At 70.7% G+C, this 26707-nt stretch carries 23 protein-coding genes; 6 read left to right on the forward strand and 17 right to left on the reverse strand.

Annotated features, from left to right (window positions below):
• Positions 1 to 44: 44 nt before the first annotated feature.
• Positions 45 to 3005, reverse strand: coding sequence for a UPF0182 family membrane protein (locus tag IE107_RS07680; RefSeq protein WP_189542904.1), 2961 nt, complete (start codon positions 3003 to 3005; stop codon positions 45 to 47).
• Between the two features lie 137 nt (positions 3006 to 3142).
• Here IE107_RS07680 and IE107_RS07685 point away from each other — a divergent pair, with 137 nt between their 5' ends.
• Positions 3143 to 3703 (forward strand): PPA1309 family protein, encoded by a 561-nt coding sequence (locus IE107_RS07685; RefSeq protein ID WP_229866756.1) that lies wholly within the window; start codon positions 3143 to 3145, stop codon positions 3701 to 3703.
• 28 nt (positions 3704 to 3731) lie between these two features.
• Here the strand turns inward: IE107_RS07685 and IE107_RS07690 are convergent, their stop codons facing one another.
• The 4 genes from IE107_RS07690 to IE107_RS07705 all read right to left on the reverse strand — a co-directional run bounded on the left by IE107_RS07690 (position 3732) and on the right by IE107_RS07705 (position 6985).
• Positions 3732 to 4820: a YlbL family protein gene (locus tag IE107_RS07690; RefSeq protein ID WP_189542459.1), complete on the reverse strand. Its 1089-nt coding sequence runs from the start codon at positions 4818 to 4820 to the stop codon at positions 3732 to 3734.
• Positions 4821 to 4963: 143 nt separating this feature from the next.
• On the reverse strand, positions 4964 to 5134 hold the full coding sequence (locus IE107_RS07695) for a hypothetical protein (RefSeq protein WP_189542461.1): 171 nt from the start codon (positions 5132 to 5134) through the stop codon (positions 4964 to 4966).
• 128 nt (positions 5135 to 5262) lie between these two features.
• The gene (locus tag IE107_RS07700; protein WP_189542463.1) at positions 5263 to 5724 is read right to left on the reverse strand and encodes a molybdenum cofactor biosynthesis protein MoaE; all 462 of its coding nucleotides are present in this window, start codon (positions 5722 to 5724) and stop codon (positions 5263 to 5265) included.
• 118 nt (positions 5725 to 5842) lie between these two features.
• Positions 5843 to 6985, reverse strand: a complete 1143-nt coding sequence (locus IE107_RS07705) for an SDR family oxidoreductase (protein WP_189542465.1) — start codon at positions 6983 to 6985, stop codon at positions 5843 to 5845.
• Positions 6986 to 7178: 193 nt separating this feature from the next.
• Here IE107_RS07705 and IE107_RS07710 point away from each other — a divergent pair, with 193 nt between their 5' ends.
• Entirely contained in the window at positions 7179 to 8639 is a 1461-nt protein-coding gene (locus tag IE107_RS07710; protein WP_189542467.1) for a zinc-dependent metalloprotease, read from the forward strand.
• Positions 8636 to 9184, forward strand: coding sequence for an NUDIX hydrolase (locus tag IE107_RS07715; protein WP_189542469.1), 549 nt, complete (start codon positions 8636 to 8638; stop codon positions 9182 to 9184). Before IE107_RS07710 ends, IE107_RS07715 begins: the two co-directional genes overlap by 4 nt.
• 71 nt (positions 9185 to 9255) lie before the next feature.
• On the opposite strand, the gene IE107_RS07720 is transcribed toward IE107_RS07715, so the two are convergent.
• From IE107_RS07720 to IE107_RS07735, 4 genes are all read right to left on the reverse strand, one after another.
• Positions 9256 to 10011 (reverse strand): AIM24 family protein, encoded by a 756-nt coding sequence (locus IE107_RS07720; RefSeq protein ID WP_189542471.1) that lies wholly within the window; start codon positions 10009 to 10011, stop codon positions 9256 to 9258.
• Positions 10012 to 10030: 19 nt separating this feature from the next.
• On the reverse strand, positions 10031 to 10711 hold the full coding sequence (locus tag IE107_RS07725; RefSeq protein ID WP_189542472.1) for an AIM24 family protein: 681 nt from the start codon (positions 10709 to 10711) through the stop codon (positions 10031 to 10033).
• A gap of 11 nt (positions 10712 to 10722) precedes the next feature.
• On the reverse strand, positions 10723 to 12363 hold the full coding sequence (locus IE107_RS07730) for a TerD family protein (RefSeq protein WP_189542474.1): 1641 nt from the start codon (positions 12361 to 12363) through the stop codon (positions 10723 to 10725).
• 107 nt (positions 12364 to 12470) lie between these two features.
• The gene (locus IE107_RS07735; RefSeq protein WP_189542476.1) at positions 12471 to 13094 is read right to left on the reverse strand and encodes a M48 metallopeptidase family protein; all 624 of its coding nucleotides are present in this window, start codon (positions 13092 to 13094) and stop codon (positions 12471 to 12473) included.
• A 220-nt stretch (positions 13095 to 13314) separates the two neighbouring features.
• Here IE107_RS07735 and IE107_RS07740 point away from each other — a divergent pair, with 220 nt between their 5' ends.
• Together IE107_RS07740 and IE107_RS07745 are read left to right on the forward strand one after the other, a co-directional pair.
• On the forward strand, positions 13315 to 14460 hold the full coding sequence (locus IE107_RS07740; protein WP_189542479.1) for a ThiF family adenylyltransferase: 1146 nt from the start codon (positions 13315 to 13317) through the stop codon (positions 14458 to 14460).
• Positions 14461 to 14501: 41 nt separating this feature from the next.
• Positions 14502 to 15896: an ABC1 kinase family protein gene (locus IE107_RS07745; RefSeq protein WP_189542481.1), complete on the forward strand. Its 1395-nt coding sequence runs from the start codon at positions 14502 to 14504 to the stop codon at positions 15894 to 15896.
• Positions 15897 to 15954: 58 nt separating this feature from the next.
• Here the strand turns inward: IE107_RS07745 and IE107_RS07750 are convergent, their stop codons facing one another.
• From IE107_RS07750 to IE107_RS07770, 5 genes are all read right to left on the reverse strand, one after another.
• On the reverse strand, positions 15955 to 16167 hold the full coding sequence (locus tag IE107_RS07750) for a hypothetical protein (RefSeq protein WP_189542483.1): 213 nt from the start codon (positions 16165 to 16167) through the stop codon (positions 15955 to 15957).
• 192 nt (positions 16168 to 16359) lie between these two features.
• Positions 16360 to 16683 carry a putative WhiB-interacting protein gene (locus IE107_RS07755; RefSeq protein ID WP_189542908.1) on the reverse strand — a complete coding sequence of 108 codons (324 nt, stop codon included), beginning with the start codon at positions 16681 to 16683 and terminating at the stop codon, positions 16360 to 16362.
• A gap of 32 nt (positions 16684 to 16715) precedes the next feature.
• Positions 16716 to 17084, reverse strand: a complete 369-nt coding sequence (locus tag IE107_RS07760; protein WP_189542485.1) for a WhiB family transcriptional regulator — start codon at positions 17082 to 17084, stop codon at positions 16716 to 16718.
• A 172-nt stretch (positions 17085 to 17256) separates the two neighbouring features.
• Positions 17257 to 17592 carry a hypothetical protein gene (locus IE107_RS07765; RefSeq protein ID WP_189542487.1) on the reverse strand — a complete coding sequence of 112 codons (336 nt, stop codon included), beginning with the start codon at positions 17590 to 17592 and terminating at the stop codon, positions 17257 to 17259.
• A gap of 165 nt (positions 17593 to 17757) precedes the next feature.
• A complete protein-coding gene (locus IE107_RS07770) occupies positions 17758 to 20010 on the reverse strand; it encodes an ATP-dependent DNA helicase UvrD2 (protein WP_373302410.1) in 2253 nt (750 codons plus the stop codon).
• 259 nt (positions 20011 to 20269) lie between these two features.
• Between IE107_RS07770 and IE107_RS07775 the strand changes: the two genes are divergently transcribed.
• Positions 20270 to 20524 carry a mycoredoxin gene (locus IE107_RS07775; RefSeq protein ID WP_072483861.1) on the forward strand — a complete coding sequence of 85 codons (255 nt, stop codon included), beginning with the start codon at positions 20270 to 20272 and terminating at the stop codon, positions 20522 to 20524.
• Between the two features lie 75 nt (positions 20525 to 20599).
• Here the strand turns inward: IE107_RS07775 and nudC are convergent, their stop codons facing one another.
• The 3 genes from nudC to IE107_RS07790 form a co-directional block, all read right to left on the reverse strand.
• Positions 20600 to 21544, reverse strand: a complete 945-nt coding sequence (nudC, locus tag IE107_RS07780; protein ID WP_189542491.1) for an NAD(+) diphosphatase — start codon at positions 21542 to 21544, stop codon at positions 20600 to 20602.
• Between the two features lie 44 nt (positions 21545 to 21588).
• On the reverse strand, positions 21589 to 22983 hold the full coding sequence (locus tag IE107_RS07785) for a dipeptidase (RefSeq protein ID WP_189542493.1): 1395 nt from the start codon (positions 22981 to 22983) through the stop codon (positions 21589 to 21591).
• Between the two features lie 202 nt (positions 22984 to 23185).
• The gene (locus IE107_RS07790) at positions 23186 to 26674 is read right to left on the reverse strand and encodes an ATP-dependent helicase (protein ID WP_189542495.1); all 3489 of its coding nucleotides are present in this window, start codon (positions 26672 to 26674) and stop codon (positions 23186 to 23188) included.
• Positions 26675 to 26707: the final 33 nt, after the last annotated feature.

Genomic DNA, 26707 nt, shown 5'->3' on the forward strand with positions numbered 1-26707 from the left:
CTGAAACCGTACCACGACGCGAGGGCGAGCCTTTACCGGGTTACTCAGCCACCGGTTTCAGCACCATCGGGTTTGTTCTTTTTGTCCGAACCGGTCGCGCTGTCCGTGGCCTTCGCACCGCCCGTGCTGTTCGCACTGCCCGACTTGGGCTGGGCGGCCGCCGCACGCTGCAACGCATCCTGCAGATCCGCCTGCGCCTTGCCGTAGGCGGTCCAGTCCTGTTCCTTCAGGGCCGCCTGGCCCTCGGAGTAGGCCTTCTGCGCGTCCGCGATCGCCTTCTTCAGCGCCGCGTCACCGGTGGCCGGTGGCTGCGTGGACTCGCCCGGGGGCCGGGTGGTGTCCGTCGGCGGATGCGTGGTGCCGGAGTCCGTCACTCCGAAGACCGCGTTGAGCGCCTCCCCGAGGCTGTTCTCGAAGACGGTCTTCGACCCGTACGAGGCGGCGACCTTGCGCAGCAGCGGATAGTTCTGCGTGCCACCGCGCGTGTACACCGGCTCGATGTAGAGGAAGCCTCCCTCCAGCGGCACGGTCAGCAGGTTGCCGTACTCGATGTCGGAGTCGGTTCCCTTCAGGTTTCTCACGAACTCGGCGACGTCGTCGTTGCCGTTGAGCTCACTCTGTACCTGCCCGGGGCCCTTCACCGTGGTGGTGACTCTCAGCAGCCTTATCTTGCCGTAGTCCTTGCTGGCCGCGTCCGCGTCCACCGCCATGAACGCCCCGAGGTCGGGCCGCCCCTTCGGGGTGAATGTCGTCGTCAGCGAGAACTTCTGGGCCGGCTGGTCCGGCATCTTTATGCTCAGGTAGTACGGCGGGACGGCACCGGACTCCTTTTTGGTCGGGTCGTCCGGGACCTGCCACGCGTCACTGCCGCTGTAGAACTGCGCGGGGTTCGTGACGTGGTAGCGGGTGAGCAGTTCGCGCTGCACCTTGAACAGGTCCTGCGGGTAGCGCAGGTGGTCCATGAGCTCCTGCGGAATGTCCGCCCTGGGCTCCACGGTCCCCGGGAACGCCTTGCGCCAGGTCTTGAGGACGGGGTCCTCGGTGTCCCACTCGTAGAGCTTGACCTTGCCGTCGTACGCGTCGACGGTGGCCTTCACCGAGTTGCGGATGTAGTTGACCTGGTTCTGCTGGGCGACGACCGCGCGCTGGTTGGTGGTCAGCGAGTCGGCCGTGGTGTCGCCGAGCGTCGTGCGCGAGGCGTACGGGTAGCCGTTGGTGGTGGTGTACGCGTCGACGACCCACTGGATGCGGCCGTTCACCACGGCCGGGTAGGCGTCGCCGTCGATGGTCAGCCACGGGGCAACCGCCTCGACGCGCTCCTTGGGCGTGCGGTTGTAGAGAATCCGCGAACCGTCGCCGATGGCTCCCGAGTAGAGGATCTGCGGCTCGCTGAACGCCACCGCGTACGCGGCGCGGTTGAAGGCGTTGGAGAGACTGACCCCGCTGTTGCCCTGGTAGCTGGTGGTCTTCTCGCCGTCCTCCTCGTAGTCGAGCTCCTTCTGGGGCCCGCCGACGATGGAGTACTGCTCCGTCTTCTCGCCGTAGTAGATCTGCTGCTCGTACTTGCCGAGCTCACCGCTGGTCGGCAGACCGGACTCGGTGAAGTCCGGGGATCCCTTCGGGTTCTTGCCGGTCGTCGTGCCCCGGGCCGCGATGGCACCGTAGCCGTGGGTGTAGGTGAAGTGGTCGTTGATCCAGTTGCGCTTGGGGATGCCGTCGAGGTTGAGCTCGCGCAGACCGATGACCGTGTCCTGGTCCTTGCCGGCGGCGTCCTTGTAGCGGTCGACGTCCAGCGTCTTGGGAAACTGGTAGTAGTTCCTCTTCTGCTGGAGCTGCTGGAAGGCCGGGGAGACGACGTTGGGGTCCATCACCCGGTAGCTGGCGGCGTCGTTCGCGCCGGCGCGCAGCTTGGCGTCGTCGTCCGTCGTGCTCTTGCCCGAGTAGTCGTCGACCTGCGCGTTGTCGATGTCGTACGCGTCACGCGTCGCTTCGATGTTCTTCCGGATGAACGGCGCTTCCTTGGCCTGCTCGTTCGGCTGGACCTGGAACTTCTGCACGATCGCGGGGTACAGCCCGCCGATCAGGATCGCCGAGAGCACCATCAGGCCGAAGCCGATCACCGGGAGCTGCCAGGTGCGGCGCCAGAGCGTCGCGAAGAACAGGACGGCGCAGATCGCGGCGATGCAGAACAGGATGGTCTTCGCCGGCAGATAGGCGTTGGCATCGACGTACCGCAGGCCCGTCCAGTTGTCCGTGGCCTTGAAGTCGCTGGACTTCACGGCCAGGCCGTACCGGTCGAGCCAGTAGGCCACGGCCTTCAGCGAGACGAAGACGCCGAGCAGCACCGACAGATGGCCGGTGGCCGCACCGGTCGCCCGCGCGCCGGGGCTGGTGACGCGCAGCCCGCCGTACAGGTAGTGGGTCATGGCGGCGGCGATCAGCGAGAGCACCGTGGCCGCGAAACCGAAGCCCAGCAGGAAGCGGTACCAGGGCAGGTCGAAGGCGTAGAAGGACACGTCCAGATGGAACTGGGGGTCCTTCTGCCCGAACGCCACGCCGTTCACATACATCAGCCAGGTACGCCACTGGCCGGAGGCGGACGCTCCGGCGATCAGCCCGACGAGCGCGGTGATCGCGAGCAGCACCCACTTCTTGTGCGGGGCGAGGCTCATCCGGTAGCGGTCCAGGCTCTGCTGTTCCAGGGACATCGCACTCAGCGGCGGCCGGAGCCGGTGCGCGAGCCAGATGTTCAGGCCGACGGCTACGGCCATCAGCAGGCCGAAGACCAGGAACAGGCCGATCTTGGTCCACAGGGTGGTGGTGAAGACGGACGAATACGCGACCGACCGGTACCAGAGCCAGTCCGTCCAGAACCCGGCGAACATGACGAACGCCATGGCGAGAACCGCCAGGACGCCCAGTGTCATGAGCAGGGTACGGGCACGCCGGGACGGGCGGCCGACTCTGATCCGTGGCCCGGTCGGGCCTCCGCCGCGGTCCGGCATCTGGAAAGCCAACGTGCGCACCTCGAAGTTCGCGGGTCGTGTGAAGCGGGCCCAGCGATCGTAGAGCCCACCTATGCAACTTACTGAGGCTTTACCTAGTTCCCGCTCCCGGGGCGGAAGGAGGCAGGATATTGACCATGCCCAACGTTTCCCCCTCAGGCCCTCCGATGGCCGCGAGCCCGCTCACCGTCGCCGTGCTCGAAATCGACGAGTACATCTCCGGCCTCGGCTGGGACCAGCCGGCCCGGCTGTTCGCCCTGGTCGACACCGCCAAGCTGCGGGTCCAGGAGCCCGGCCTGGCGGCCCAGCTCGGTCTGGACAGCGCCGATTCCCCGTCCGCCCCCCTGACCCCCATCGAGCAGGACGAGCTGCCGCCGGGGACCGCCCTGGACGAGTTCCTCGCCACGATCGCCTGGCCCGACGCGGTGATCGGATGCGCGCTGACGGTGGAGCGGCTGATGCTGCCGCCGTCCGCCGAGGCCTCGGTGCCCGAGGGGCTCAGCGACGCACAGCTGACCAAGTGGGTCGCCAAGCACCCGGAGCGCCAGGAGGTGCGGATGACCGTGGCGGTCCTGCGGGACGGTACGCGTGAGTCGGCCGTACGGCTTCGCGCGAAGGACACCCCGAGCGAGGTGCGGACCGGTGCCGGTCTGGTGCCCGGGCTGGCCGACGCCCTGGCCGCGACCTTCGAGGCCTGATCCGTCGCGTCCCCCGCAGGGGGCGCGGTCAGCCTGCCGAGCAGCTCGGCAGCCCGGCCGTGTCCCCCGCCCGGATCTTCTCCAGCGACTTCTTCGCGTCGTCGATCGTCTTCACCTTCACCAGCGTGAGCCCGCTCGGGGTGTCGGACGCGGCGGCCCTGCAGTTCTCGTCCGGTGTCAGGAAGTACCTGGCTCCGGCGTTGCGCGCGCCGACCAGCTTCATGTTGATGCCGCCGATCGGGCCGACCTTGCCCTTGTCGTCGATCGTTCCGGTGCCCGCGATGAACTTGCCGCCCGTGAGCTTGCCGGGTGTCAGCTTGTCGACGATGCCCAGCGAGAACATCAGACCCGCGCTCGGGCCGCCGACATCGGCGAGCTTGATGTCGATCCGGAACGGGAACGTGTGGTCGGTCCCGGCCTGGATGCCGACGATCGCGCGGTTCTCCTTGGGGGCCTTCGCCGTGGTGATGACGATCTTCCGGCTGCCCTCGGGCTCCTTGCCGGCCTTCTCGGCCGCCTGGGCCGTGCGGGCCGGGATGATCGTGAACGTGACCTGCTCGCCGGGGTCGTGCCGGGTGACGAGCTTCGCGACGTCCTCGGGCTGCCTGACGGGGGTGCCGTCGACCTGCTTGATCACGTCGCCCGCATGCAGCTTGCCCTGGGCGGGACTGCCCTTGACGACCGTCGAGACCACGACGCGCGACGCCACCGGGATGCCCAGTTCGGTCAGCGCGGCGACCTTGGCGCTCTCCTGGGACTGGCTGAACTCCTCGGCGTTCTCCTGCGTGGACTCCTGCTCGGTCTTGCCGTCGGGGTAGAGCGTGTCGTGCGGCACGACCACGCTGTCATGGGCCAGCCAGCCGGCGACGGCCTCGACGAGATTCATGTTGTAGTCGGCGCCGGTGACCCTGACCGTCGTCATATTGAGGTTGCCGGACGTCGGGTACGTCTTGTGCCCGGAAATCTGCAGGACGGGTTCGCCGCCGACCTTGCCCAGAGTGTTCACGGTCGGGCCGGGGGACATCTCCGAATACGGCACTTTGATCAGCACGCCTGCGCAGAGCAGCGCGATGAGGATCAGGGTGGAGGCGAGCATCGTCGCGGTGCGGCGTGGCATGGAACGACAGTACGGGAAGGGTCTGTCAGTGCACCGCCGGGGCCGGGCCGCGCGAGGCCGGAAACCGGGCTCGGTCCGCGCCGGAGCGCGTCGACGGTCGGAGCCGCGATGCGGATCGGCGACTGTGCACGCGCGACGAAATGTCAGGCGGCATCGGAACCGGAATGCGACTTCTCCATCGCCTCGCGGAACCTGGCATAGCCGGCTAGTTCGGTGACATCGCCGGTCGTTCGATTGCGGGTGGCCCAGCTTCCCCATATCGCAGCGCCGAGCACAGCGAAAAGCGGAATCAGCAACCAGGCAAGTGCTGCCATTACGACCTCCCTACCCCATGAGCGACCGCAACTGACCGATCAGCAGATTAACCGTCTGGAGAACCTACGCTCACGGCAGGGGTGGAGTTACGCAAATCGGACCGAATGGCCTCCTGGCCGACTTGCGCTCAGCAGGCTCCGACCCATTCCTCGGTGCCGTCCGAGAAACGCTGGTGCTTCCAGATCGGGACCTCGTGCTTGAGGTCGTCGATGAGCCTGCGGCAGGCCGCGAACGCCTCGGCGCGATGCGGGCAGGAGACGGCGACGACCACGGCGAGGTCGCCCACTTGGAGGTCACCCACCCGGTGGACCGCGGCCAGCGCCCGGACCGGGAAATCCGCGACGACCTTCTCGGCCACCCGGCGCAGCTCGTCCTGCGCCGAGGGGTGGCAGGAGTACCCGAGAGCCTCGACGTCCTGGCCGCCGTCGTGGTTGCGCACCGTACCGACGAAGAGCGCCGTGCCGCCCGCGGCGTCGTCCCCGACGGCCCGGAAGACCTCGTCGACCGACAGCGGGGTGTCGCGGATCTCCAGCAGCCGGACGGGGTCGCCCGCCGCCTGCTCGCCGGGGTGGTCGTTGGTGGGTGCCATGAGGCCCATGGTGCCGTACGGCACCGACAACGCGGAACAGCCCTTTCCACCGGCGGGCCGCCCCTGACCTTGGAGCTTTCTGCAGAAGCCCGTGGGAGAACGAGGTCCGGGGCGACTCTCAGATGCGGCGGCGGGCCTTGCGGGCGCGGCGGACCAGGGCGGCGGTGCCGAGCAGTGCCACGGTCGCGCCGGCGGCACCCGCCGCGGTGGCGTCCTTGCGGCCCAGGCGGCGTCCGGCGACGGTGTGCCGGCCCTCGACCTCTTCGAGGAGGGCGGCGAGCACTTCCTCGTTGGTCCAGCTCGGGCGCCATCCCACGTCGTGCAGCCGGCTCACGCTGACCACCCAGGGATGCATCGTGTACGCCAGATCACCCGCCGGGGACGGGGTGAGGCCGATCCGGTGCAGGCGGGCGGCGGCGCCCAGGGCCACGGCGGAGGGCAGTTCCATCCGGCGGACACCGCTGAGCTCCTCGACCTCCTCCTGCTCCAGCCAGCCGTCGCAGCCGACCGCGAACTCGCCGTCGATCTTCTCGAGCGCGGCGTACTCCAGGGCCGTGACCAGGTCGTCGACATGACAGAACTGCCAGGCCGGACGCGATCCGGCGACGACCAGGAGGCGCGGCGACTCGAAGTAGCGGGTCAGCGCGGTATCCGTACCGCCGACCAGGACCGTGGGCCGGACCACGGTCACATTGAGTCCGGGGTGGGCGCGGGGCGCCCGGCGGCCGAGCCGTTCGATCTCCAGGAGGTCGCCGACGCCGGTGGCCTCGGCCGTGGCGCGCAGTTCGGCGTCCTCGGCGAGCGGGATGTCGTTGTCGGGCAGCGCCCCGTAGACCATCGCCGATGTGCACAGCACGACCCGGTGGACGCCGACGGCCGCGGCGGCCGTCAGCACGGTCTGGGTGCCGCGCACGTTGTACGCGGTGCGGGCGCCGGGGTCGGTCTCCAGGTCGAGATCGAGTGCGAGATGCACCACGACATCCGCGCCGCGCAGTTTCTCCGCGATGGCGGGGTCACGGACGTCGAGGATGTGCCAGGTCGCCTCGGAGACCTCTCCGCGGCGCTCGTCGATGGCGATGACCTGCTTGATCTCCTCCGATGCCGCGAGGCGTGCGGTGAGCAGCTCGCCCACGCCCGTCGCGGCTCCGGTGACCGCGACGACGGGGCCGCGGCTCCGGGAGCGGTTCTTTTCTGGTTTGTTCTCGGTCGAGGGGGCGGACAGGTTTCGCGCTGCGCGAACCTGAGGATCTGGGGAACTCACCGGGCGTCTCCAGCGGTTGTCTTCAGTACGTACCCGAATGACGCGTGCGTACCAGGTGGCGTCCATCCTGCCGCAGGCCGGAAGCAGGCGGAGCACTGAGGCCCTGAGCGGACTTTTGGTGTCTACGCTGGATGGTGATGTCGGGCAGTCGCCGTCGGTTCGAGCCGGCGGCCCTACGAGCCGAGGAAACCCCGTGAGTGACACCCCATTCGGATTCGGCCTTCCGCCGGAGGAGCCGGACAACGGCGACGAGGGCAAGAAGAAGGACCCCACCGGAGGTGGGCAGGGCTCGGGCGGGCCGGCGAACCCGTTCGGCTTCGGGCCCGGCGCGGGCGGGGACAACCCGTTCGCGGCGATGTTCGGCTCGATGAACCCCAATGACCTGGGCGCCGCCTTCCAGCAGCTCGGCCAGATGCTGAGCTACGAGGGCGGTCCCGTGAACTGGGACATGGCCAAGCAGATCGCCCGCCAGACGGTCTCGCAGGGCACGCCGGACGGCACGAAGGACGCCAGCGTCGGCCCGACCGAGCGGTCCGCGGTCGATGAGGCGCTGCGTCTCGCCGACCTCTGGCTGGACGGCGTGACGTCGCTGCCCTCCGGTTCGGTCTCGACCGTGGCGTGGAGCCGTGCGGAGTGGGTCGAGGCGTCCCTTCCGGCCTGGCAGAAGCTGGTCGACCCGGTGGCGGAGCGCGTCGGTCTCGCCATGGGCGACGTGCTGCCCGAGGAGATGCAGGCGATGGCCGGCCCGCTGATCGGCATGATGCGGTCGATGGGCGGCGCGATGTTCGGCCAGCAGATCGGCCAGGCCGTCGGCGTGCTGGCGGGCGAGGTGGTCGGTTCGACCGACATCGGCCTCCCGCTGGGCCCGGCGGGCAAGGCCGCGCTCCTTCCGCTGAACGTGGAGCGCTTCGGCAAGGACCTCAGCGTGCCGCAGGACGAGGTGCGGCTGTATCTCGCCCTGCGCGAGGCCGCCCATCAGCGCCTCTTCGCCCATGTCCCGTGGCTGCGCTCGCACCTGTTCGGCGCCGTCGAGGGGTATGCGCGCGGAATCAAGGTCGACACCAGCAAGCTGGAGGACGTGGTCGGCCAGTTCGACCCCTCGCAGCCCGAGCAGCTCCAGGACGCCCTTCAGCAGGGCATGTTCCAGCCGGAGGACACGCCCGAGCAGAAGGCCGCCCTGGCCCGGCTGGAGACGGCACTCGCGCTGGTCGAGGGCTGGGTGGACGCCGTGGTCCACGAGGCCGCGAAGTCCCGTCTGACCTCGGCGGACGCGCTGCGCGAGACGATGCGCAGGCGCCGCGCCTCCGGAGGCCCCGCCGAGCAGACCTTCGCCACGCTCATCGGCCTTCAGCTGCGTCCGCGCCGGCTGCGTGACGCCTCGCGCCTGTGGGCGTCCCTCACCGACGCACGCGGGCTCGACGGGCGCGACGCCCTGTGGGAGCACCCCGACATGCTGCCGACGGCCCAGGACCTGGACGATCCGGACGGCTTTGTGCACCACGAGCAGCTGGACTTCTCCGAACTGGACAAGATGCTCGGCGAGGCCGCCAAGGGCCCGCAGCAGCCCGCCGCGGAGGCGGACGGCAAGGACTCGCCCGGCACCGGGGAGCCCGAGGGCCGCGAGGACGACGGCAAGGGCGACACCGACCGGTGAGCCTGTACGACGACGCCGTCCTCGTACTGAAGGGGTACGGGAATCCGGCGGACCGGGGCCAGGACGAGCTGCGCCAGGTCTATCTCGACCATCTGGCCCGGCATCCGGACGGCATGTGGAAGGCCTGCGAAGCGGGCCATCTGACGGCCAGCGCGCTGGTCGTCGACCCCGAGCGCGGCCGGGTCCTGCTCACGCTCCACCGCAAGCTCCGGATGTGGCTGCAGATGGGCGGGCACTGCGAGCCCGAGGACGCCTCGCTCGCCACCGCCGCACTGCGGGAGGCGACCGAGGAGTCCGGCATCACCGGCCTGACCCTGCTCGCGGGCGGCCCGGTGACGCTGGACCGCCACACGATCCCGGCGCCCTGCCACTGGCATCTGGATGTGCAGTACGTGGCACTGGCGCCCTCGGGCGCGACGGAGCAGATCAGCGACGAGTCACTGGACCTGCGCTGGTTCACGTACGACGAGGTCGCCTCGGTGGCCGACGCATCGGTCGTACGGCTGACGGAGCGCGCCCGCTCCGAGCTGGAGCAGCGCCGGTAGGAGCGGCCTGCGGCACGGGTGAGGGGCGGTCTCCGCGGAGAGCCCCCTCTCCCGTGCCCGTGCGGCGTGGCTCAGTTCCAGGAGTTGTTCTGGTTCTGGCCGTGGGCGCCGCTCTGGCCCATTCCGTACTGGGCCCGGACGCCCTGGCCGATCTCGTGGTTCTGCGGGGGCAGCACCTCGCTCGGCTGGACCAGGGCGAAGCCCTGGCCGAGGAAGCTGAGCTCCCAGCCCTCGCCGGTGTTGCCGCGCCGCCGCCAGACGCCCGAGGAGTGCGTCTGGGCCTGCATCTGCACCCGCAGCGAGCTGGACCAGGCGACGATCGCGTCGGCATCGGCATTGACGTACTTGTCCGGCGTGACCTGCATCATCAGCGGCTGGCCCGAGGTCATCAGGGCGACCTTGCCGGTGCCGGAGATGTTGAGCTGGTACTTCCCGGTGCCCGAGATGCCGTACTGGCTGTCCACCGCGATGACCTCGGTGTTCAGCGAGGAGTCCAGCGCCAGGACGTAGGCGCTGTCGACCGTGATGCCGTCCCGGTCGACGTCCACGACGTGGATGTACTGCGCGAGGTTGGCGAAGTAGACGGTGCCCTGCCCGGAGCAGCGCATCAGGTCGAGGCCCTCACCGGTGTTCGCGCGGGCGCGGCGCTGCCCGTGGGACCGGTACTCGCCGTCGAACTCCATCAGCCCCTGGTACGCGACCATGGCGCCCTTGCGGGCGAGGATGTCGTCGTGGCCGGTCAGCGAGACCCGCAGGAGCTGCGGGTTCTGGACGGTGTACCGGTCCTGGGACTGCTGTTCCGTGTAGCTGAAAAGCGGACTCTGCATGGTGTGTTCTCCTCCCCCGTCAGTTCCGGACCCGCAGGCGGTCGGTACTGTCCTCGCTCGGCTGCACGACGACGATGCCCTGGCCGGCGAAAGCCATCTGGTACGCCTCGCCGCTGCCCCGCCCGATGAGCGAGGAGGCCTTGAAGCTGCGCTTGCCCTTCACCTTGAGGTTCGGGGACCAGGCCACGAGGGCGTCCGGGTCGACGTAGGTCTCGTCCTCGCCGCGTCCGCAGTCGACGACGATCGGTGTGCCGCGCGAGGTGATGGCGACCCAGCCGGTGCCCGAGATGCAGACGTTCCACAGGCCCTGGCCCGCGAACTTGGCGAGGCCCTTGACCCGCTCCACACCCCAGGTGAGGTGTCCGTCGAAGGCGAGGACGTTGGTGCCGTTGACCGAGAGGGAGTCGTTGTCGAGGTTGATGACGACCACGTCGGCGCCGTAGTCGGCGAGGTAGAGCAGTCCGTCGCCGGAGCACTTCATGATCGGTGCGCCCTCGCCGGTGATCCACTGGGAGGCGATCTGCCGGACGGCGGGCGGATTGGGCTCGTACTGGATGAAGCCCTCGTACGCGACCATCGAGCCGGTACGTGCGTAGAGGTCCTGGCCGGTGGCCATGGCGACCTTGAGCATCGTGCGGCCGTGGTTCTCCATACGGGCCGTGACGGGGGTCGGGGCGTAGCCCGCGAGCTGCTGATTCATGACGGGCTCCCTCAGACCTCGTAGGGCTGGACGACGATGAAGTTGCCGGGGGCTCCCCGGAACTGGAGGTTCACGGTCTCCCCGCTGTGTCCCGGGTACGCGTTGCGGCGCAGCCGGACCTGGCTGGAGATGATCACCTGGGACGCGGCCGACCAGGCCACGACGGCATTGCAGTCGGCGAAGGTGGTCGGCGTGACGGGCAGGACGACGGGGACCCCGTGGGTCTTGACGACGACCGTGCCGGTGCCCTGGAACTGCATGGTGAACAGGGCGCCACCGGGGATGCCGTGGCCCTCGATCCTGCGGACCTCGTGCTGCAGCGACTCGTCGAAGGCCAGGACGTTCTCCGCGGAGACGCAGATGCCGTCGCCCTGCAGCTCGATGGCGTGCAGATGCGAGCCGTCCTCGGCCAGGAAGACCTGTCCGCGGCCGGTGCAGCGCATCAGCTGCATTTCCTGGCCGGTGGCGTTGCCGACGACACGGCCGGCGAAGCCGGCGCCCTTGTAGCTGAAGTCGACCTTGCCCTGGTACATCACCATGCTGCCCTGGCGGGCGAGCACGGGCGTGCCGCCCATGGTGAGGTCGACCCGCATGAGCTGCTGGTTCTGCGGGGTCCAGCGCTGACCGGTGGCCGTCTCCTTGTACGGCTGGAGTGCCGCCTGAAGACCGGCACCGGCCTGCGGCGCTCCTTGCGGTACGCCCTGGGGCGCACCGGGCGGCTGCATGCCCGGGGGCTGCTGACCGTAGGGCGCCGGGGCCTGCTGGCCGTACGGGCCGGGGGGCTGCTGACCGTACGGCGCGGGCGGCGCCTGGCCCGGGACCTGGCCGAACTGCGGCGGCTGGCCCGGCTGCCCGAACGGAGCCGGGGCGGGGGCGGGCGGCGGCACCGTGCCGCCGTGCGGTGCCAGTGGCGCGGCCATCGTCGGCGCGGCATGCATCTGCTGCGGCGTCGTGGCGGGGGCGGGGGCGGCCGGAGCGCCGAAGGACGGGGCCGGCTGCGGGGCCTGGGGCGCCGGCGGTGCGGGCGGGGCCCCGAAGGGCGGGGCGGGTGCCGGCGCGGCCGCCTGGGTGGGTGGGGCGAAGGACGGAGCCGCCGCCTGCGGCTGAGGTGCGGCGGGCTCCTCCTCGGCGACCTCACCACCGAAGTTCTTCAGCAGCGCTTCGAGGCCGCCGTCGAAGCCCTGGCCGACCGCGGCGAACCGCCAGACGTCCTTCAGATAGAAGTCGCCCAGCATCACCGCACGCTCGGTGGTGAACTCCGAACCGTTGAAGGCGTACCTGACAACCTCTTCGCCACCCGCGACGATCCGGATGTATCCGGGACCGATCTGGGACATCTGCCCGGCGCCGTCGACCGTCGCGGTGAACGACAGTTTGTGGATGTTCGCCGGAATGCGGTCCAGGGTGACGCGGAACGACTCGGTGTCACCGGCCTGGGCACCGAGAAGCTGAATGGACTCCTCGGGCGATTTAGGCTGATTGAAGAAGATGAAATACCGGTCGTCGGAGAGCTGCTCATTGGCATCGAGGCCGAAGCAACTGATGTCGAAGGTCAGTCCCGGACCGGCGATCTGCACACCTACGTACAGATCCGTCCCCGCCGTGAGATCACTGATCTTGGCCTTGTGGCCGCGTTGGAATTCCCTGGCCATGCGTAACGACCGTCCCCCATCCCGAATGTGAATGCGTCGCGCCAGGCTAACCGCAAACGCTGACGTCGAGCTAAGTCGGTACACACCCGGTACAGAATCTGCGGACGTCACTCACCGCGGGCGGCGGGCAGCTGCGGCAGCCGGTCGGCGGCCACCACGCCTTCCAGGTAACCGCGTGCCCGCTCGGTACGGGGATACGCCTCCAGCAGCTGCCAGAACCGCGGACCGTGGCCGGGCACGAGCAGATGCGCCAGCTCATGGACCAGGACGTAGTCGACGACGTACTCGGGCATGCCCTGCAGCCGGTGCGACAGACGGATGCTGCCCTCGGCCGGGGTGCACGAACCCCATCGGGTGTTCTGGTTGGTCACCCACCGCACCGACGCCGGCCGGGCCCGGCCCTCGAAGTACTGGGCGGACAACCGCTCGGCCCGCGCGGCGAGTTCGCTGTCGTCGAAGACTCGTTTGCTCTCCTGCGCCGCGAGCTTGTCGAGCATCACACCGACCCAGCGCCGCTCCTCGGCCTCCGACATCCGGGCCGGGATGAGCACGATGGTTCGGTCGCCCTCCCGGTACGCGGAGACCGTTCTGCTGCGGCGGCTGCTCCGGCGGACCTCGACGGCGCTCGTCGCGGAGGCGCGGGGCGGACGGTCCACCGCGCCGCGCTGCGGGGTTCCGGCGCTGCGCGCGGGGGTCTCCCCGGCGAATCCGGGTGACGGGTCGGCGGGCACGCCACGACGTTACCCGGTGTCAGCGGGGGAAGTCCCGCCTCCGGGACGGTTCACACTTGATCCACTCCACGGCATGCACCATTTGAACGACTAATACCCCCGGCCTGTGGACAACTTTTCGCACGCTTCGGCGCCGGCCTGCATTCTGACAACGGATCTCGCGAGGATCCCGGGCCGTGGCCCGCACACAGGGATCAAGGAACACAGACCGGGGGTAGCCGTGCATCCGATGTTGAAGCCCGCACTGCGCCGCGCATGGCGCAGCGCAGGCACCGTGCAATTCGGGGTGACTCACGCCCATGCGGTGAAGTTCGGCCCGCTGGATATCGCCACGGGCAGTTTTCTGGAACTGCTCGACGGAACACGCGGCCTGCCGCTGCTGCGCGAGGAGGCTCGCACACTGGACCTGTCGGACCATCAAGTCGACACTCTGGTCGGCAGTTTGGCCGACGCGGGACTGATCGACGACGTGCGGGCCGCCGGCCCGGAGACCGATGCGTTACGGAACCGGCCCGGCGCGCTGGACCGGCACCGCCCCGATCTGGCGTCGCTCTCCGTCGTCCATCGCGAACCGGGAGGCGGGATGCGGCGGCTGGCGGCCCGTCGGGCGATGCGGGTCCAGGTGCGGGGTGCCGGCCGCGTCGGCGCGGCAATCGCGGCGGTGCTGTCGGGGTCCGGGGTGGGCCGGGTGGAGGTCCTGGACGGCGGGCACACCGAGCCGTGGGACGTCTCGCCCGGCGGGCTTCCGCCGACGGCCGTCGGGGAGCGCAGGGACACCGCTGCCAGGCAGTTGGTGCGCAGATCCGCCGCGGGTGCGGCTCCCCGGGCCGCGGAGACGGCGGGTTCTCCGGGCGGTGGCGAGCCGGGGCTGTCGCTGGTCGTGGTGGCCCCTCGCGACGGCCTCTCGGCGTACGCCCCCGACCCGCGCTCGGCCGAACCGTGGATCGCCTCGGGCACTCCCCATCTCTACGCCGGAGTGATGGAGGCGACGGGAGTCGTCGGGCCCCTGGTCCTGCCCGGGGGTACGGCCTGCGCCGGATGCCTGGCCCTGGAGCGCGCCGCCCGGGACGCGGACTGGACGAGGATGCTGTCCCAATGGCGGTCCGGGCGGCGGACTGCCGTGCAGGCCTGTGATCTGGGACTGGCAACAGCGGTGGCGGGGCTGGCGGCCGCTCACGCGCTGTCCTTTCTGGACGGGGAACTGCCCGCGAGCACCGGGACTCGTTGGGAGGCGGCGCTGCCGCTGTTGGACTGGCGACCCGAGCGTATGGAACCGCACCTCGACTGTTCCTGTGGGGCGGCTGGGCACACTGGGAGGGAGCGCTCCTCCACGTCCGACACGAGGCAGGACACAATGGCCGGGTAACCGCCGCACGCGGTACGGCAGTCTGGGATTTGGAGGGGCTCATGTCTGATCTACCCCGGAAAGCGGTCACCCGTACCGCCAAGTTGGCCGCCCTGCCTCTGGGCTTCGCCGGCCGGGCGACGTGGGGTCTGGGCAAGCGGATCGGTGGCAGATCGGCGGAGCTGGTCGCCCGGGAGGTGCAGCAGCGCACCGCGGACCAGCTGTTCAAGGTCCTGGGCGAGTTGAAGGGCGGGGCGATGAAGCTCGGTCAGGCCCTGTCCGTCTTCGAGTCCGCGCTTCCCGAGGAGGTCGCCGGGCCGTACCGGGCGGCGCTCATCAAGCTGCAGGAAGCCGCGCCCCCCATGCCCGTCGACACCGTGCACGCGGTGCTGGAGGAGCGGCTCGGCGAGGACTGGCGGGAGTTGTTCCTCGCGTTCGAGGACAGGCCGTCAGCCGCCGCCTCTATCGGCCAGGTGCACCGGGCGGTTTGGCACGACGGACGGAACGTCGCGGTGAAGGTGCAGTATCCGGGTGCCGGTGAGGCGCTGCTCTCGGATCTCACCCAGCTCAGCAGATTCGCCCGCCTGCTCGGCCCGTTGGTGCCCGGAATGGACATCAAACCCCTCATCACGGAACTGCGCGACCGGGTCTCGGAGGAGCTGGACTACGAGCAGGAGGCCCGGTCGCAGCGGGATCACGCCGAGGAGTTCGCGGACGACCCGGATGTCGTGATCCCCGGTGTGGTGCACCGGTCCGACCAGGTGCTGGTAACGGAGTGGATGGACGGTGTTCCGCTGGCCGAGGTGATCGCGGACGGCACTCCGGAGCAGCGCGACCGGGCCGGTCAGTTGCTGGCGCGCTTCCTCTTCTCGGGGCCCGCGCGCACCGGTCTGCTGCACGCGGACCCGCATCCGGGCAACTTCCGGCTGCTGCCGCCCGCCGAGGAGGCGGGCGCTGACGGGCAGTGGCGGCTCGGAGTGCTGGACTTCGGGACGGTGGACCGGCTGCCGGGCGGTCTGCCGCAGACCATCGGGGACTCCCTGCGGCTGACGCTGGGGGGCGAGTCGGCGGCGGTGTACGAGCTGTTGCGCGAGGAGGGGTTCATCAAGGACTCGATCGACCTCGACCCGGACGCGGTGCTCGACTATCTCCTGCCGATCATCGAACCGGCGCAGGTCGAGGAGTTCACGTTCACCCGGAGCTGGCTGCGCAATCAGGCGGCACGGATCGCGGACCCCCGCTCCCCGGCTCACCAGCTCGGCAAGCAGCTGAATCTGCCCCCCTCCTATCTGCTGATACACCGGGTGACCCTGAGCACGATCGGGGTGCTGTGCCAACTGGGTGCGACGGTACGACTGCGCGACGAGCTCGAATCCTGGCTGCCGGGCTTTCTGCCGGAGGACGAGCGGGGCCCAGCGGTGCAGGAGTTGGCGGGCGACGCGCCCGCCGGGGCGTAGGGCCGGGGCATCACGGCCGGCCGCGTTCCCGCTCCGTCGGGTGCGGGCACGCCGGGGGTCACCACCAGGCGGAGTCGAGGCGGCTCTCGATCGCCCTGATGTGGGTGCGGGCGCACGCTTCGCAGAAGTACTGCTGTCTGCCGTTCTCCACGGAGCAGATCCAGGTCGGCGGTGCGGTCTCGCCGTCGGCGGAGGCGCCGCAGAGGGTACAGGTGACGGCCGCGGCGTCGCTCTGCGCGGGCTGCTGAATCCGGTGTGTCTCCTCGTCCACCTCGTGACGATAACTCCGTCTCCGCCGCCCCGCGCGGCACCACACAACACCGCCGCGCAGCATCACCACTCAGCACGACCGCGGGGCCGGCCCGTTCGGGCCGGCCCCGCGGAAGGGGTACTGACTATGGGTACTGATCGCTGCCGGGCAGAGCGGCTGCCCGGCAGCGGGTACTGCTGCTGTTCGGCCTGACTAGTGCATGACCGCCATGGCCAGCGCTCGGCGGGCGCGCATCGAGGCGCGCTCGGCCCGGCGCTGCATCCGGCGCGCGTTGACCAGGCGTACGGCCTGCCGTTGCGTGTCGGCCTCCCTCAGGCGGTCGTGCATATGAGCACGGGCCAGGGCTTCTGGGATGAGTTGCATCTCGCGGGTCCTGTTCTGACGCGAGTCGTTCGCGCCGGTGATCGTGACGCTCGGTGTTGCCGAGCCGACGGGCTCGTTGGTGGGGACGGACATTTCTGCCTGATTTCGGGGATCGTGGGTGTGGGGACGGTCGATGGTGCCGATGCGCTTCATGGGTTTGGGAGCCGTGGCCCCCAGTCCGGCGATCACGCCGCGACCGGGTTCTTGCGCGGACGGCCACGCGGCCGCTTGCGAGCGACGACAACGCCCTGGATGAAGAGCTCACCGCCCCAGACGCCCCACGGCTCGCGGCGCTCCTTGGCACCTGCGAGGCAGGCCTCGACGAGCGGGCAGGTGCGGCAGAGGGACTTGGCGTACTCGACGTCGGCGGGCGACTCCGCGAAGAAGACCTCCGGGTCGTAGGAGCGGCACGGGACGGGCACGCCGAGGTTCTCGATGGCGTCGTCGAGCGCGGTGAGCGCGGTGAGGGGGATCAAGGTGGAGTCCTCCGTGGGGCCGGGCGGCGGGAACGTGTCGGAAGGCGGTACGGACGGGGCGTGCGCTTCGAGTTGCACGGTGGGTGGTGTCCTCGTCTGGTCGTTCCGGCCTTGTTGGCCGGGTGGCGGCTGGTACCGGGTGTTGCTTGTCCCGAGGCTCCTTCGCTGTCTCGTCCGTTTGGACAAAACAAAAGGGCCGCGGATCCCGAGTGGGGTTCCGCGGCCCTGAAGGCGCCGGCCTGATGGTGGATCAGGCTGGATCACTCCAGGGTTCAGGCCCACGGAAGGCCCACATCGTGTGGTGCTGCATCGTCTGCTTCTCGGCGCCGAATTCCGCTCCCGCACCGACAGCCGCAAAGGCATAGGCCTGGGCCTGTCCCTTCGCTACTGCTGCTGCCGGTGCCAGAGCCGGTCGCTCATTGCGCTCCCGCACGGGGAGGCTCGCCGGAGACAGCGGGCCGGCGACGGAAATGCCGGACAGACCGGTGCCACGGAGCGAGGACTCGGAAGAGCAGGAGAGGCCGAGCGAGAAGGCGGAGACGACCGAAAGATCGGTCACTTTGTTGGTCCTGATGATGCTGATCACTTCAATCGCCTCCTCTCGGCGTCTCGGGCGGACCGGCGGGCCGGTCCTACGTATTCGGATAAGTACAGCACAGGGCCAGGGCTTCAGAGAAGTCGCTGTTCCCGTGGTTAAGAACCTATGGTGATGACTGGGGCAGGCGCAAACTATTTTTTCGACGAGTTTTTCTCACACTTCGTCAGCGGCCTCGCCGAGCACTTCTTCCACTGTCTCACCTGCGCAAATGGCCAGAACCGCGGTCCCGAACCGGCCCAGCTTCCGCGCGCCGACCCCGGAGATCACCGCCAGTTCGCCCGCGCTGCCCGGTACTGCCTCGGCGATCGCCATCAGCGTCTTGTCCGTGAACACGCAGTAGGCGGGCTGGCCGATCTCCTTCGCCCTGACTGCCCGCCAGTCACGCAGCCGCTCGTACAGCGCCTCGTCCATGTCGGAAGGGCAGTCCTCGCAGCGCATCAGCTTCATCTCGCCGGCGTCGGTGAGGGTCCTGCCACAGACCCGGCAGCGGGCAGGGCCACGGCGGCCGCGTTTGGCGACCGGCTCCGGGCCCCGTTCGATCCCGCCGCCACCGGCCGCGCCGCGTGCGGCGAAAGACACCGAGCCGGGGCGCAGCCCATTGAGGAAACGGCTCGGGCGCCGTCCGGCACGGCCGCCGGGCGAGCGGGCGAGCGACCACGACAGCGAGAGGTGGAGGCGGGCCCGGGTGACGCCGACGTACAGCAGCCGGCGCTCCTCCTCGATCTGCTCGTCGGTCTTGGCGTAGGTGATCGGCATCATGCCCTCGGTCAGGCCGACCAGGAACACGGCTTCCCACTCCAGGCCCTTCGCCGAGTGGAGCGAGGCGAGGGTGACGCCCTGGACCGTGGGGGCGTGTTGGGCGGCGGCCCGCTCGTCGAGCTCAGCCACCAGGTCGGAGAGCGTCGCGCCCGGCCTGGCCCGCTCGAAGTCCTCGGCGAGCCGGACCAGGGCGGCCAGGGATTCCCAGCGGTCGCGCACCGCCCCCGAGCCCGCGGGGGGCTCCGAGGTCCATCCCTTGGTGGAGAGCACCGCGCGCACTTCCGCGGGCAGCCCCTCCGCGTCGTCGAGCAGGGAGTCGTTGCCCCCGGCACGGGCGGCGCCGCGCAGGGCGACTCCCGCTTCCCGCACCTCCGCCCGTTCGAAGAAGCGCTCCGCGCCGCGCAGCTGGTACGGCACGCCCGCGTCCGCCAGGGCCTGCTCGTAGACCTCGGACTGGGAGTTGACCCGGTAGAGCACGGCGATCTCGCCGGCCGGCACTCCGGCGGCGATCAGATCGCGGATCCGGCGGGCGGTGCCCTCGGCCTCCGAGGGCTCGTCGGCGTACTCCGTGTAGTCGGGCTCGGGGCCGGGCTCGCGCTGCGAGACCAGTTCGAGCCGGTGCTCCGCGGCGCGGCCGCGGGCCTGGCCGAGCAGTCCGTTGGCCAGATGGACGACCTGGGGGGTGGAGCGGTAGTCCCGGACCAGCTTGACCACCGTCGCGTGGGGATGGCGGGTACGGAAGTTCAGCAGGTGGTCGGGGGTGGCTCCGGTGAAGGAGTAGATCGTCTGGCTCGCGTCGCCGACGACGCACAGGGTGTCCCGGTCGCCGAGCCAGAGGTCGAGCAGCCGCTGCTGGAGCGGGCTGACGTCCTGGTACTCGTCGACGACGAAGTGCTGGTACTGGCGGCGGACGTGGTCGGCGATGTCGTGGCGGTCCTGGAGGATGGCGACGGTGAGCAGCAGCACGTCCTCGAAGTCGATCACCGAACGGTCGCGCTTCAGCTCCTCGTACGTCGCGTAGATCTGGGAGATCTCGGCCGGGTCGCGCGGGGCGTCCCGCTGGGTCTTCGCGACCACGGCCGGGTAGTCGGCGGGCACGGTCTGGGTGACCTTGGACCACTCGATCTCGCTGGTGACGTCCCGCAGCTCGTTGCGGTCGAGCCGGATGCGGCAGCGGGCGGCGGCCTCGGCGACCAGCTGGACCTTGCGCTCCAGCAGCCGGGGCAGGTCCCCCCCGACCGCTTTCGGCCAGAAGTACTGGAGCTGGCGCAGGGCGGCGGAGTGGAACGTCCGTGCCTGGACGCCTCCGGCACCGAGCTGACGCAGCCGTCCGCGCATCTCACCGGCGGCCCGGTTGGTGAACGTGACGGCGAGCACACTCGTGGGCTGGAGTATCCCGGCGCGCACCCCGTACGCGATGCGGTGGGTGATCGCACGCGTCTTGCCCGTACCGGCTCCGGCCAGCACGCACACCGGACCGTGCAGGGCCGTGGCGACCTCGCGCTGCTCGGGGTCCAGGCCGTCGAGCACGGCGTCCGCCGACTCGGGGACCTGTGGGAAGAGGGAGGAATGCGTTGCTGCTGTCACCCCGCCATGCTGCCAGGTCGGAAGAGTCGGGCGCGGAAGTTGTCCACAGGGGCGGCGCATCCGTCGTACTAATGCGGTCCGGCGTGCTGATGCGGTGTGGCTGGTCCCGCCTTCCGCCGGCCCGGCACTCGCCTCCGCACTCGGCCCCACCCGGCCGCACCGCCCCGCCCCGCCCCGGCCCGGCTGTGGGGAATGGTGGTCGCCTCGCGTACGTTGCCTTTCCGTGCGGTGACGCACGGTCCAACTTCTCCGCGTGACGGATGAGACGGATGCGACAGACGAGTTTGAGAAGACCGACGAGACCAAGGAGCGCGAAGACATGTCGGGCACTGTGACGATGTACAGCACCACGTGGTGCGGCTACTGCCGCCGGCTCAAGAGCCAGATGGACCGCGAGGGCATCGCCTACAACGAGATCAACATCGAGCAGGACCCGCAGTCCGCGGCCTTCGTCGAGAAGGCCAACGGGGGCAACCAGACCGTTCCCACCGTCCTGGTGGTCGGCTCCACGGGCGCCGAGGCCGTCATGACGAACCCGTCCCTGGCGCAGGTGAAGCAGGCGCTCGCCGCCTGATCCCGCCTCTCCCGCAGTACGAGGACGCCCCCTCCGGTCGAGCACCGGAGGGGGCGTTCGCCCGCAGGTGCGGGGTCAGCCGACGGTGCCCGGCTTCGGGAGCGGCTTGCCGTACCAGAGCTCGATCAGGCGTGCCGCGATCGAGATGCCGTACGGGGGCAGGATCTCGCCCGACTCGAAGGCGGCCTTCAGGTCCTCGCGGGAGAACCAGCGGGCCTCCTCGATCTCCTCGCCGTCCACATCGATCTCGGACGAGGTGGCCCGCGCCATGAAACCGAGCATCAGGCTCGACGGGAACGGCCAGGGCTGGCTGGCGATGTACTCGACCTCGCCGACCGTGACCCCCGCCTCCTCGAACACCTCGCGCACCACGGACTGCTCGATCGACTCCCCCGGCTCGACGAAACCCGCGAGCGTCGAGAAGCGCCCCTCGGGCCAGTGCACCTGGCGGCCCAGCAGGGCGCGGTCCTGGTCGTCGGTCACCAGCATGATCACCGCGGGATCGGTGCGCGGGTAGTGCTCGGCGCCACAGGCCGGGCAGCGGCGGATGTGACCGGCCGCCGCGATGACCGTGCGCTCGCCGCAGCGGGAGCAGAAGCGGTGCAGGCGCTGCCAGTTCTCCAGGGCCACCGCGTGCACCATCAGGCCCGCGTCGCGCGGACCGAGCAGCAGACCGGCCTCGCGCAGGCCGGCCGGGCGGGCGGGCTGGTCCATGCGGCCGGGCAGGGAGTCCTTCTGGAGCGCGAAGTAGCTGACGCCGTCCTCGTCGGTGCCGAGGAAGTAGCGGTGGGTCTCGGTGACCGGGGCCTCGAAGGCCGGGGTCATGACGATCTCCGTGCCGCCGTCGGCGGTGTCGTCGATCAGCACCTGGCCGCCGGAGACGACGAACACGCGGGTGGTCGGGTGGCTCCACGCGGCGGACAGCCATGCCTCGTCGAGGCGGTGGTGCGCGGCACGGTCGATGCCGCTGGGCGCGGTGAGATCGATGGGCCGGTCGGTGGCGTTGTCGAAGGTGCTCACAGGTGCTTCCTACTCCCCCGGGACGGATCGGGTGTTCAGAGGATTCAGCGGAGTGCGGCGGCCAGCTCGCCCCAGAGGTGCGCGGTCGTCTCCACACCCTTGAACAGAAGGTCCAGCTCGACCTTCTCGTTGGGGGCGTGCCAGCCGTCGGACGGTACGGAGATGCCCAGGAAGAGGACGGGAGCGCCCAGCACGTCCTGGAGGTCGGCGGCGGGTCCCGAGCCCCCTTCACGGGTGAAGAGGATCTTGCGGCCGAAGGCCCGTCCCATGGCGCGGGCCACGGCCTGCAGGGCGGGGTGGTCCAGCGGGGTCAGACAGGGGCGGGTGGCCGGGGAGAAGGTGATCCGGTGCCCGACACCGGCCGGGACCTGCGCCTCGGCCCAGGCCCGGACCACCTGCTGGATGCGGTCGGGTTCCTGGCCGGCGACCAGCCGGAAGCTGATCTTCACCAGGGCGGAGGACGGGATGATCGTCTTGCTTCCGGCGCCCTGGTAGCCGCCGCCGATGCCGTTGACCTCGGCGGTGGGGCGGGCCCATACGCGTTCCAGCGTGGAGTATCCGGTCTCGCCCGATGCCGCACGGGACTTGGCGGTACGCAGCCAGGTCGCCTCGTCGAAGGGCAGCTCGGCGAAGAGCGCACGCTCGGTGTCGGTGAGTTCGGCCACACCGTCGTAGAAGCCGGGGATCGCGACCCGGCCGTCCGCGTCGTGCAGCGCGGCGACGAGCCGGGCCACGGCGGTGGCCGGGTTGGGGACCGCGCCTCCGAACGAACCGGAGTGGATGTCCTGCTCGGGGCCGTACAGCTCGATCTCGCACTCGGCGAGGCCGCGCATACCGGTGCAGACCGTGGGGGTCGACTCGTCCCACATGCCGGTGTCGGAGACGATCACGGCGTCGGCGGCGAGCCGGTCGGCCCGCTCCTCGACCAGGGCGCGGAAGTTCGGCGAGCCGGACTCCTCCTCACCCTCGATCAGGAGCTTCAGGTTGACGGCGGGGGCGGTGCGGCCGGTGGTGGCGAGGTGGGCCCGGACGCCGAGTGTGTGGAAGAACACCTGCCCCTTGTCGTCGGCGGCGCCCCGCCCGTACATGCGGCCGTCGCGGATCACCGGCTCGAACGGCTCGGTGTCCCAGCCGTCCTCGCGGGCGGCGGGCTGCACGTCGTGGTGCCCGTAGACGAGGACGGTCGGGGCGTCCGGGTCGTCGGACGGCCAGTGGGCGAAGACCGCGGGGGCGCCGGGCGTCTCCCAGATCTCCGTGACCGGGAAGCCGGTCTCCCCGAGCTTGGCGGACAGCCACTCGGCGCTGCGCCGAACGTCCCCGTCGTGGACCGGCTGGGCGGATACCGACGGGATGCGCAGCCAGGCGGCGAGGTCGTCCAGGAAGGCTGTGCGGTGCTGCTCGGTGTACGTACGGACGGCGCTGTCCGGGGTGTCGCTCATGGCCTTGAGCCTAGTGCCTCGCCCGGCGGGGTCCGCCCGCCCGCGGCACCGGCCGCACTGCCCCCGCTGTGACCGGACACCCGGCAGCGCCGCTCCTCCGGTTGAACGGCCCCGCGGGACAGTGCCCGGTGCCCGGCCGCGAGGAGGGAGAGCGAGTCGAGCAGTTCTGGCGCGGGAATGCCGCCGCCTCGATGGATGCCGCCTATGCCGTGGGCGGTGGCTCGTCCAGCAGGATCCGTTCCAGTTCCGCCCGGCCCGGGAGACGGGTGGGACGGACGGTCTCGCCGCTGCGTACGTACAGGAACGTGGCGATGACGTCGGTGAGCGGAAGGCCGTGCAGTTCCGCCCAGGCCAGGCGGTAGACCGCGAGCTGGAGGGGATCGGCGGTGTTGGTGCGGGTGGTCTTCCAGTCGACGATCTCGTACGTGTCCCCGGTGCGGTACACCGCGTCGATGCGGCCCCGGATCACCCGGCCGGCGAGGGTGATCTGGAACGGCGTCTCGACGCGGTACGGGGTGCGGCGGGCGTACGGGGTGCGCTCGAAGGCCTCCTTGAGTGCGGCGAGGTCGCGCTCGTCGGCGATCTCGGCGTCGCTCTCGTCACCGCCGGGCAGCTCGTCGGGGCCGAGCATGGGCAGCGGCAGCTCCTCGAAACGGGACTCCACCCAGGCGTGGAAGCGGGTGCCCCGGCGGGCAGCCGGCTGCGGGGGCCGCGGCATGGGGCGGGCCAGCTCCTGGGCGAAGCCGTCGGGGTCGTCGGCGAGGCGCAGCAGCTGGGTGGCGGAGAGCGACGCGGGTACGAGGACGTCGCGCACGGTGGCGCGGGCCCGGCGCAGCTCGCCGGTGAGGGCGTCGAGGTCGCGGTCCCAGGAGGCGAGGGTGCGGGCCTCCTCGGGGGTGAGGCGGTGCGGCCCGGCGGGCTCGGGGGTTCGGGCCGCGGGAACGTGCGGCGTGGGTGCGGCGGTACGGGCGGGGGCCGGTGGGCGCTCCGTCGACAGCGCGTCCCAGTCCTCGGCGTCGTCCGGGAAACCCTCGCCCGGGAATGCCTCGTCCGGGAACGGGGCGTCGTCCGCATACGCCTCGTCGTCGGGAAACGGGGCGTCGTCGTAGGCGTCGGCGTCCGGCTCCGGAGCCTCGTCGGGCAGCGCCCCGTGCGCGTCCGGCACACCGCCGGTCCTGGCGAGGGCCTCCAGGTGGGCCAGCACCGTGACCGCGGCGGCCCGGCGACGGGTCAGTGCGGTCTCGTCCAGCGGCAGCGGCCACGCCTGGTCGGCGGTCTCCGCGTCGAGCGCCGGGTTTTTCTCGTCCTCGGCCGGCCCGTCGGCCCAGGCCTCGATCTCGCCGTGCCCGGCCGCGCAGTGCTCGTAGAGCGCGTGCAGGAAGCCGGACGGGCCTCGCGGCTTCTTCTGGGACGGGCCCCACCAGTGGCCGGAGCCGAGCAGCAGGGTGCGGGGTCTGGTGAAGGTGACGTATCCCAGACGGAGCTCCTCGGTGTGCTGGTGCTCCTTCATCTCCTCCTTGAACGCCTTGAGCCCCTTGGCGTCCCAGGAGTGCACATCGGGGAGGGTGGCCCGGTCCCCGCGCAGGGCGTGCGGGAGGACCTTGGACTGGGCGGTCCAGGCGTCACGGGACTGGCCGCTGGGGAACTGGCCGCTGACCAGACCGGGCACGGCGACGACGTCCCACTCCAGGCCCTTGGACTTGTGGGCGGTGAGGACCTTGACGGTGTCCTCGCCGCCGGGCAGGGCGTTGTCCAGGCCCTTCTCGTACTGGACGGCGGTGCGCAGGAAACCGAGGAAGGCGAGGAGGGTGGCCTCGCCTTCGACGGCGGCGAAGCGGGCCGCGACATCGAGGAAGTTGGCGAGGGTCTCACGGCGGCGGGCGGCCAGGGCCTGCGGCGACGCGGAGAGCTCGACCTCCAGGCCGGTGGTGGCGAGGACCCGGTGCAGTACGTCCATCAGCGGGTCGGCCAGCGAGCGGCGCAGGTCGCGCAGCTCGGCGGCGAGTCGGGCGAAGCGGATGCGGGCCTCGGCGGAGAACGGCAGCCCGTCGTCCTCCTCCCCACCCGATTCGAGGAAGGTGTCCAGCGCGTCGGCGAGCGAGATCACCTCGGCCGGGTCGATGCCCTCGACGGCCTCGGCGAGCCGGCGGTCGGGGTCGAAGTCCTCGTCGTCGCCGTGGGCCGCGCGGTGGACGAGGAGCCGGGCCCGGCGGCCGAGCAGGGCCAGGTCGCGGGGGCCGATCCGCCAGCGGGGGCCGGTGAGCAGCCGGACCAGGGAGGCGTTGGCGCCGGGGTCCTGGAGCACCTCGCAGACCGCGACGAGGTCGGCGACCTCGGGAAGGTGCAGCAGCCCGGACAGGCCGACGACCTCGACCGGGATGTCGCGGGCCACCAGCGCGGCGTGGATCTCCGGGAAGTCGCCCGCGGTGCGGCACAGGACGGCGATCTCGCCGGGTTTCCTGTCGGTCCTCACCAGGTGGGCGATCGAGTCGGCGAGCCAGTCGATCTCCTCGGCGTGGGTGCGCAGCAGCGCGCAGCGGACGGTGCCGTCGCGCTCGGCACCGGGGGCGGGGCGCAGCGCCTCGACGCCTTCGTGCATGGCGCGCAGCGGTGCGGCGAGGCCGTTGGCGAGATGCAGGAGCCGGCCGCCGCTGCGGCGGTTCTCACTGAGGGAGTAGCGGGTGGCGGGGGTGCCGTCGGCGTGCGGGAAGTGCAGCGGGAAGTCGTCGAGGTTGGCGACGGACGCGCCGCGCCAGCCGTAGATCGCCTGGCAGGGGTCGCCGACGGCGGTGACGGCGTGCCCGGTCCTCCCCCCGGGGCCGTCGCCGAAGAGGGCGGAGAGCAGCAGGCGCTGGGCGACGGAGGTGTCCTGGTACTCGTCGAGCAGCACGACCCGGAATTCCTCGCGCAGGATCGTGCCGACCTCGGGGCGGGTGAGGGCCAGCTCGGCGGAGAGCGCGATCTGGTCGCCGAAGTCCAGGAGGTCCCGGCTCCTCTTGGCCTCGCGGTAGCGCCGGGTCAGCCGGAGCAGCTCGCCACGGGCCTCGGCGGTCTCGGGGATCCGGCGCAGCTCGGCGTTGCTGAGCCTGGCGGTCTCCAGCGTGCGGAGCAGCTCCGTGTCGTACTCGGCGAGCCGCTCGGGGCGTACGAGGTGTTCGGCGAGCTCGGCGTCGAGGGCCAGCAGATCGCTGACGAGGGTGGGGAAGGACCTGGTCAGGGACGGGTAGGGGCCGGGGGCCTCGCGCAGTACGCGGGCGGCGAGCTGGTAGCGGGTGGCGTCGGCGAGGAGGCGGGTGGTGGGTTCGAGTCCGATGCGCAGCCCGTGCTCGGTGAGGAGCCGGCCGGCGAACGCGTGGTACGTGGAGATGCTGGGTTCGCCCGGGGGGGCGTCCGGGTCGATGGCGTCCGGATCGGTGACCCCCGCCGCGATCAGGGCCTTGCGGACGCGCTCGGCGAGCTCACCGGCCGCCTTGTTGGTGAACGTGAGCCCGAGGACCTGTTCGGGGGCGACCTGGCCGGTGCCGACCAGCCACACCACGCGTGCCGCCATCACCGTGGTCTTCCCGGACCCGGCCCCGGCCACGATCACCTGCGGAGCGGGCGGCGCGGTGATGCAGGCCGTCTGCTCCGGGGTGAAGGGGATCCCGAGGAGCTCCTTGAGCTGCTCGGGATCGGTGATACGTGAGGACACCCCAGGAAGGCTAACCGGACGCACCGACAGCAC

The organism is Streptomyces gelaticus (genome assembly GCF_014649535.1).
Taxonomy (GTDB): domain Bacteria; phylum Actinomycetota; class Actinomycetes; order Streptomycetales; family Streptomycetaceae; genus Streptomyces; species Streptomyces gelaticus.